This is a genomic window from Nostoc sp. CMAA1605, assembly GCF_021596505.1.
GTDB lineage: Bacteria > Cyanobacteriota > Cyanobacteriia > Cyanobacteriales > Nostocaceae > Trichormus.
In genome coordinates this window covers 20,758-28,004 of record NZ_PJIZ01000083.1, presented here as the reverse complement: position 1 = coordinate 28,004, position 7,247 = coordinate 20,758, and the positions used below count along the sequence as shown (strand labels likewise).

Below are 7,247 nucleotides of genomic sequence, written 5' to 3'. Positions count from 1 at the left end.
GGGTTTGGGGAGAGGTCGTCGAATTCACGTTAAGGTAGAATCTATCCCCAGTCCCTAATCCCCAGTCCCTAATCCCCAACCCCCAATCCCCTATAATTCTCTATAAAACAACGTAATCAATTGAGAGGGGAACTTATGCCGATTAAGAAAGGAAATATGGTGCGTGCTGTGCGCGAGAAGCTAGAAAATAGTTTGGAAGCTAAAGCTAGTGATACTCGCTTTCCAGAGTATTTGTTTGATACTCAAGGTGAAGTCGTAGATATTAAAGGTGATTACGCCTTAGTGAAGTTTGGACAAGTCCCCACCCCTAATATTTGGTTACGTTTAGATCAACTGGCAGAATTTGAATAATCTGCTGGGGAATTACCCATAACAACATTAGTTTGTAGTAAGCACTTTAGTGCTTAAGGATTTCAGGACTAAAGTCCTTACTACAAACGATTAGGGGATTTTATCACTTTGGTCACTGGCGATCGCAATTCTAGCTGTTACCCTTAGTAACTATACAGGTTGCATTGTCTAAGCAAGTTTATGTTTTCTCCTGTTGAATCCCCAATTGTTTGTCGTCTACCGCGCGTTGCTATTATCGGTGCTGGTAGGGTGGGTAGTACGTTAGCCCAACGCATTGCTGAGAAAAATCTGGCGGATGTGGTGTTATTAGATATTGTTGAGGGAATACCTCAAGGTTTAGCACTGGATTTGCTAGAAGCTAGGGGTATTGAATTACATAATCGTGAGATTATTGGCACAAATAATTATGTAGATACAGCAGATTCGCAAATTGTGGTGATTACCGCCGGATTTCCCCGCAAAACAGGGATGAGTCGGGATGATTTGCTCAAAACCAATGCCAAAATTGTGGTTGAAGCTGCTAAAAATGCGATCGCCTATTCTCCTAATGCTATTTTTATCGTAGTCACCAATCCTTTGGATGTGATGACTTATCTAGCTTGGGAAGCTACAGGTTTACCGCGAAATAGAATTATGGGGATGGCTGGGGTATTAGACTCAGCACGGTTTGAGGCTTTTATCGCTTTGGAATTGGGGGTATTACCTGCTGATGTCAAAGCGATGGTGTTAGGTAGTCACGGGGATTTTATGGTTCCGTTATCTCGTTACGCCACCGTTAATGGTATCCCCATTACAGAATTATTAGATGCAGAAACAATTGCGCGCTTAGTGGAAAGAACTCGCAATGGTGGTGCAGAAATTGTGGAATTAATGCAGACTGGCGGTGCATTTTTCGCGCCAGCTTCCGCGACAAGTTTGATGGTGGAATCGATTGTATTAAATCAGTCGCGGTTGTTACCTGTGGCTACATATTTACAAGGTGAATATGGTTTAAAAGATGTGGTGATTGGTGTACCTTGTCGTTTGGGTTCTCATGGAATTGAGAGTATTTTAGAACTAAATTTAAGTGATTCTGAAAAAGAAGCTTTGCATATTTCGGCTCAAGCTGTACGGAAAAATATTGAGCGATCGCAAAAAATTTTAGCTGCAACAAGTTCGATATAGTCAAAACAAAAGGCAGTAGTTTTAAAAGCTACTGCCTAATTTAAAATCACGCAATTCATCACCTAAGAAAATCAAACTTTTCAGTATTTATCGAAACAATCAGGTTTAAAATCGGACTTCGTCCCGCTACACTAACGCCTTTAAAGGCGAAAAGTTTTGTCACAGGGTTTTAACCTCGTGACAAAACTTAATTGCGAATTGCGAATTGCGAATTGCGAATTGGTTTTATTCGCCGTCTCTTCTTCCTCTGCGTCCCCGATATTCCCGATAATCTGCTTCTTCCTCACGTTCTTCGCGCCTTGAACCACTCATAAAATCCTGAGCTTTTCGTAAAAAATCACCCACCATAATTGATTTCCTCGCTGAAATATTGCAGTAGGATAAACACCTATTTTGCAAAAATTTGTAGTTACCCCTGTTATGATGAGTCGGTTTTTTTGTTCTTCCGTCCTACTTTTGAAATACTTTGCGATCGTTCCGCAGGAATAAACATAAAGATAGGTATATCTTTACGTTAAACACCTTAGTTACTCTAGCTATCTGGGTTAGTATATATACATATATCAAAGCATCAATGTAGACTAACTAAGCTCGCAAACTGATTAACATATTTTGTATGCTATTGAATTGTTGATGGGCAAAATTTATTAACCTTGATTCTGTAAGCTTGTCTACCAGTTGAGGAATGCCTAAAGTTTCCATGAGAGTGGTAGCAAAAGTATCAGCAGGAATGTATGAAGGCGCACTCCGTTTTTCAACTTTGGTTTTTCCTAGAGAATTTTTCGTATATCCAAAAATGCTATTAGTCCGCTTTTTTCCAGATAGCGATAATTTTACTAGAAGATTGGATATAAACCAAATTAGCTTCCGAGGTAAAACAGTGAGAAAGCCTTTAGCTTCTTGATTGACGCTCTTAATTAAAGGATGATCATATAACTCATTCACTAGTTCAATGATGCTGTCTTCTTCTGATTGATGGACATTACCAGCAATGAGAATTTCAATGGATTTTTTTAAATGTACTGCCCGCCATTGCAATACAGTAGTAATCAGTTCTTGAATTTCTGATGCTAACAAACTTAAGATTAAGTAAATAAATACTAATCCAATGGTAATATCTAGTATCAAAGGTAAAGTCATGGATAAATGCCCCCTGGGGTAAATAGCAAATTCTAGTACAGCCAATACCAATTCAAAATTCAAAATACCCTACGGGAAGCAAGCTACAAAATTCAAAATTAAGAAAACCATATTTTACAAGGGTTTCTGAATTTGGATCTGTTTCATGATTTTAGTGAAATGGTATAAGACATAAATAAAGGAACTAATTAAAATAGGTGAAAAGCTTAATTCATCAATACTCTTTCTCTGGACTTTTGATACTAGTTGGCAACAGTTGTATCATTTTTAGCCTAAAATGAGTGTTAAATAAGTTGAATCAAATTTCTGGTATTTTTCCCAAAAAAATAATCGCTGCTCAGAGAAAATTAAGCTAATCTGGGAATTTAGATTTGTTCAGTGCAGAGGTTTGAACTGGGTGGAAAATTAGAGACGTTCTTGCCAAAGTCAGGATAAAGTGGTCTTTGGCTATAACAGTGCTGAGTGCTGAAGAAAAAAGTAATAATCGCACGGGACGAAAGTCCCGCTAACGCTAACAGTACTTAAATCAATTCAAAATTCAAAATTAAAGAATTGATTGCTAAACATCGGCTAAACGCCGCGCTACCGCTAACAGCACTCAGCACTTAGCACTCCCCACTCCTGAACTCACGATGGTTTTTCACCCCTGAATTCTGAGTTCTGAATTCTTCTTCAACGAGCAAGCTAGTAAAATGATGATCTATAGAATATGCGAGAAGGAAGCTTTATTTGGGGTCATCTAGAAAGACAGCACCGCACGGCTGAAAAATGGATTGACTGGTTATGGCTAGTAGTGTTGCTAATAGCAGCATTGTTACTATTCATCGTGAATTTAGGCGACTTGCCGTTGCGAGACTGGGATGAAGGAACTGTGGCACAGGTGGCTAAGGAAATTTGGCGCGCCTCTGCTGATGATTTGCGTTGGTTATACCCAACTTTGGGAGGACAGGCTTACCATCACAAGCCACCTTTAGTCCACATTTTGATTGCTGGTGCTTATTCTATAGGCGGCGTGAATGAATGGACGACACGCTTACCAGGAGCAATTTTAACTTCTTTATCAGTACCTTTACTGTATTGGTTAAGTCGTGAGATATTTCGCTATCGTTGGGCAGCAGTTTATAGTGCTTTAGTGTATCTGACGATGCTACCTGTGGTGCGTCATGGCAGGTTAGCCATCTTAGATGGGGTAGTAGTCAGTTTCTTCTTGGTGATGATGTTGTGCGTATTGCGATCGCGCCGAGATTTACGCTATTGCTTGGGTATCGGCTGGAGTTTTGGGTTGATTTGTCTCACCCAAGGACTGATGGGTGTAGTTTTGGGTGTTGTAGCGATCGCTTTTTTATTTTGGGATACCCCCAGATTACTCAACTGCCGCTATTTTTGGCTAGCATTTGGTTTCGGTATATTACCTGCACTGGGTTGGTATGCCGCACAAATACTACACTACGGTCAAGATTTTATTCGCAATGGCTTATTCTATCAACTCCTGAATAACAGTACATTTGCTCCTAATCATTCCTCGGCACCTTGGTTTTATGTCCTAGAACTACTCAAATGGACTTGGCCTTGGTTAATTTTTTTACCACAAACTGCCCGTCTAGTGTGGGAAAATCGCAATATGAGTTGGGCAAGACTAACTCTAGTTTGGGGTGGCGTTTATTTACTGCTGATTTCTCTGATTGGTGCTAAATATTCTTGTTATGTCTTGCCGATTTACCCTTGTTTAGCTTTGGCTTTCGGGACTCAGTTAGCAGAAATCGAAAACTTGCCGTTATTTTCTCAATACCCCCGTGGTTGGGTAGTGGGGTTATCAATGTTGGCTGTCGTTGCTTCTTTTGGCAGCATTTACTTTAGTTGGGGAACACATCTCAAAACTGACTTGCAACTAATTTTTGCGGCTTTTGCTTTAACGATGACACTAGCGGCGATTTTGGCTGAACGGGGTGATGGACAATTTCTCAGAATTTTATTTTGGGGAACCTATATATCACTATTACTGTTAATGAAATCTCATTACTGGGTGTGGGAATTATGGGAAGCCTATCCAGTTAAACCAGTTGCACATATGATTAACCGCGTCAACCCAAATGTTAGTAAAATTTATACATCCTTTCCTGAACATCGTCCCTCATTAAACTTTTATAGCGATCGCACCATCATTCCGGCTTCCTTCTCAGAATTGCAAAATTATTGGCAAGACAACAAAAAACCCTATATTCTCATCCAAGAGTCTGATACCAAAAAACTCCAGTTAGATTCTATGCAGTTAGTTGACGAAGTTGGCGACTGGAAATTGATCACTAAAGAGACAAAATTGAAGTGATTCGTAATTGAATGAGTTGGGGTTTGCATCCTCAACTCATTCAAGACCGCTAAATTGAAATTTTAGCGTGTTGTTCTGCCTTAAATTAACGCGAGTCTCTAAAGAAGAAGCGTGTTAATTACGAATTATGGGAATTATTCTGTCTGTCGTCTTTCTAGACAAATTGGATGTCGCTGACGCTGTAACTAGTGGAAAAGATAGAAATGACATCAAAACCAGCAAATATAGGAGAGGATGTCAAATCCTGACTAGACGCATTGTAGACACCATTGGCTTTCACAATCTGATTTGCAGTTGCAACTAACACAGAATCATCGAAGGCTTTACTGCTGTCTAATGAGAATGGACTGGCGATCGCAATATAATTACTGCCGAAGATATAACCATCTAGCTTTTTGAGTTGGATTTGATCCTGACCAGTTTGAAAATCAGTAATCAAGGCAAAGTCATTCAAACCAGCAAAACCACCGCCACCTACATAGTAAGGCTTTGTGGCATCTCCTAAGACGAATTTATCAGGATCTGCACCTCCGGTGAGGGTGTCTACTTCATTAATACCTGGTTGGCGACTGTTAGGAGCAACGCCGATAATGGTATCTTTACCACCAAGACCAGAAATTTGATCATTGCCTCGACCACCAATCAATAAGTTACCCTGGTTATTACCAACTATGGTGTCAGCTTGGGAAGTACCAGTGACGTTAACAAAGTTCTGAACGTTAAAGTTCAGTGTGCCTAAGACTGGAACACCGTTAACGACGAGACTATTAGTAGAGAGATTGACATTAAATGATGTGGTTGTGCTAGTACCAGTAGAACCGTCAATGGTGTTGGCTTGACGCGTTGCACCGATGATAGTTTCAATGTTGAGGATTTGATCTGTACCTGCTGCACCTTTATTAACAATACCAGCCGCTTGTAAGGCGATCGCAGTACCTAAATTACTATAATCGGCTGTATCAAGGTCAGCACCACCATCAAGGGTGTCGTTACCGGTACCACCGATGAGGACATCATTACCACCCTCGCCTTGTACGATATCGTTACCATCACCTAATCGGGAAGTTGCAAGATTATTTTTACTCCCTCCACCTATGACATCATCACCAGCACCACCTTGTACGGTGTCATCACCGTTGAGTCCGAAAATTTCGTCGTTACCTTGACCACCAATTAGCAAGTTATTGTTGTCATCACCAATAATGCTATCGTTTTGTGCAGTACCGATAACATTTACAAATCTCTCCACTCTAAAATTCAATGTGCCGATAGTGGGAACTCCATTCACTATCAGACTGTTAGCGGAAAGATTAACGCTAACAGATGTAGTAGAACCTGTGGTGGTGGAAGCGTCTATTGTATTGACTTGTCCTTTCGCACCAATTATAGTTTCAATGCCATTGAGTGTGTCTGTTCCGGCTCTGCCTTTTTGAACAATACCCGTAGCTTGTAAAGTAACAGCTTGACCTAGTTCACTGTAGTCAACAGTATCAGTTCCTGTATCCCCAACTATGAAATCATTGCCTAGACTACCAATGATGTGATCATCTCCTTGCAAAGCAAGTATTAGATCGTCAGTTATAGTACCAACGAGCTGATCCTTAAATGGTGTGCCGATAATGATGTTATACACGTCGCTATTTTTCCTTTAAATTCAGTTGAGGAACACAAATATTTGTGAATAGTTTTAAAGATATCAGAATTAGGTTAACAATTCGATACAATCTCGTTAAAAATCAAACCCACCACAGAGTTTTTCTGATGTTCAATGCTGTTGATTTCCTCGCGATCGCTTGATCAATAATGTTGCTTAAAATCACGAGATTGTGGTTGTATAGGAGAAGAGGGACGAGACGGAAGATGATTTCGCAACAGTAGCAAAGGAATACTTAGCAATCCTAAAACCATCACCATTCCAGTCATTAACCACACTCCCCAACGCTGGGGTTGATAATCACTGCGTTCGATTTGCCAAAATACCTGATTGTAACGCCACGCAGCCAAGCCAATAGTAATGACACCAAAAACCACAAGAAAAATCCCTAAGTTTTCTGAATTAAACCAGGGATTAACGGGAGTTTCTTTTTGTGTAATTGCAAAATTCAGTTGACGTAAAAATAACCCAAAACGAGCGATCGCAAATCCAAACCCAATTAAAGCGATGGAAGTGCGTAACCAAGCCAAAAAAGTCCGTTCATTGGCTTGATGTTCCCGTTGACGATCAACTTTTGGCGTTTTACTCATCGTTTAAGGGTGTAAGGGTGTG

Annotated in this window: 7 protein-coding genes; 3 read left to right on the top strand and 4 right to left on the bottom strand. The window is 40.3% G+C overall.

The features are described 5' to 3' along the window. Positions 1 to 135: 135 nt before the first annotated feature. A complete protein-coding gene (locus tag CV014_RS22910; RefSeq protein ID WP_236144128.1) occupies positions 136 to 351 on the top strand; it encodes an NAD(P)H-quinone oxidoreductase subunit O in 216 nt (71 codons plus the stop codon). Between the two features lie 180 nt (positions 352 to 531). Next, a complete protein-coding gene (gene mdh, locus CV014_RS22905) occupies positions 532 to 1,515 on the top strand; it encodes a malate dehydrogenase (RefSeq protein ID WP_236144127.1) in 984 nt (327 codons plus the stop codon). A gap of 225 nt (positions 1,516 to 1,740) precedes the next feature. Here the strand turns inward: mdh and CV014_RS30220 are convergent, their stop codons facing one another. Then, complete coding sequence (locus tag CV014_RS30220) at positions 1,741 to 1,863, bottom strand: hypothetical protein (RefSeq protein WP_268964867.1); 123 nt, start codon at positions 1,861 to 1,863, stop codon at positions 1,741 to 1,743. A 237-nt stretch (positions 1,864 to 2,100) separates the two neighbouring features. Beyond that, positions 2,101 to 2,718, bottom strand: a complete 618-nt coding sequence (locus CV014_RS22900; protein WP_442946938.1) for a hypothetical protein — start codon at positions 2,716 to 2,718, stop codon at positions 2,101 to 2,103. A 646-nt stretch (positions 2,719 to 3,364) separates the two neighbouring features. Here CV014_RS22900 and CV014_RS22895 point away from each other — a divergent pair. Further along, a complete protein-coding gene (locus CV014_RS22895) occupies positions 3,365 to 4,981 on the top strand; it encodes an ArnT family glycosyltransferase (RefSeq protein ID WP_236144126.1) in 1,617 nt (538 codons plus the stop codon). Between the two features lie 154 nt (positions 4,982 to 5,135). Here the strand turns inward: CV014_RS22895 and CV014_RS22890 are convergent, their stop codons facing one another. Together CV014_RS22890 and CV014_RS22885 are read right to left on the bottom strand one after the other, a co-directional pair. After that, positions 5,136 to 6,614, bottom strand: a complete 1,479-nt coding sequence (locus CV014_RS22890) for a calcium-binding protein (RefSeq protein WP_236144125.1) — start codon at positions 6,612 to 6,614, stop codon at positions 5,136 to 5,138. A gap of 164 nt (positions 6,615 to 6,778) precedes the next feature. Continuing rightward, positions 6,779 to 7,225: a YidH family protein gene (locus tag CV014_RS22885; protein ID WP_236144124.1), complete on the bottom strand. Its 447-nt coding sequence runs from the start codon at positions 7,223 to 7,225 to the stop codon at positions 6,779 to 6,781. Positions 7,226 to 7,247: the final 22 nt, after the last annotated feature.

Coding starts and splice junctions, on each gene's coding strand:
- CV014_RS22910 (WP_236144128.1), top strand. CDS start 136: ATGCCGATTAAGAAAGGAAATATGGTGCGTGCTGTGCGCGAGAAGCTA.
- CV014_RS22895 (WP_236144126.1), top strand. CDS start 3,365: ATGCGAGAAGGAAGCTTTATTTGGGGTCATCTAGAAAGACAGCACCGC.
- CV014_RS30220 (WP_268964867.1), bottom strand. CDS start 1,863: ATGGTGGGTGATTTTTTACGAAAAGCTCAGGATTTTATGAGTGGTTCA.
- mdh (WP_236144127.1), top strand. CDS start 532: ATGTTTTCTCCTGTTGAATCCCCAATTGTTTGTCGTCTACCGCGCGTT.
- CV014_RS22885 (WP_236144124.1), bottom strand. CDS start 7,225: ATGAGTAAAACGCCAAAAGTTGATCGTCAACGGGAACATCAAGCCAAT.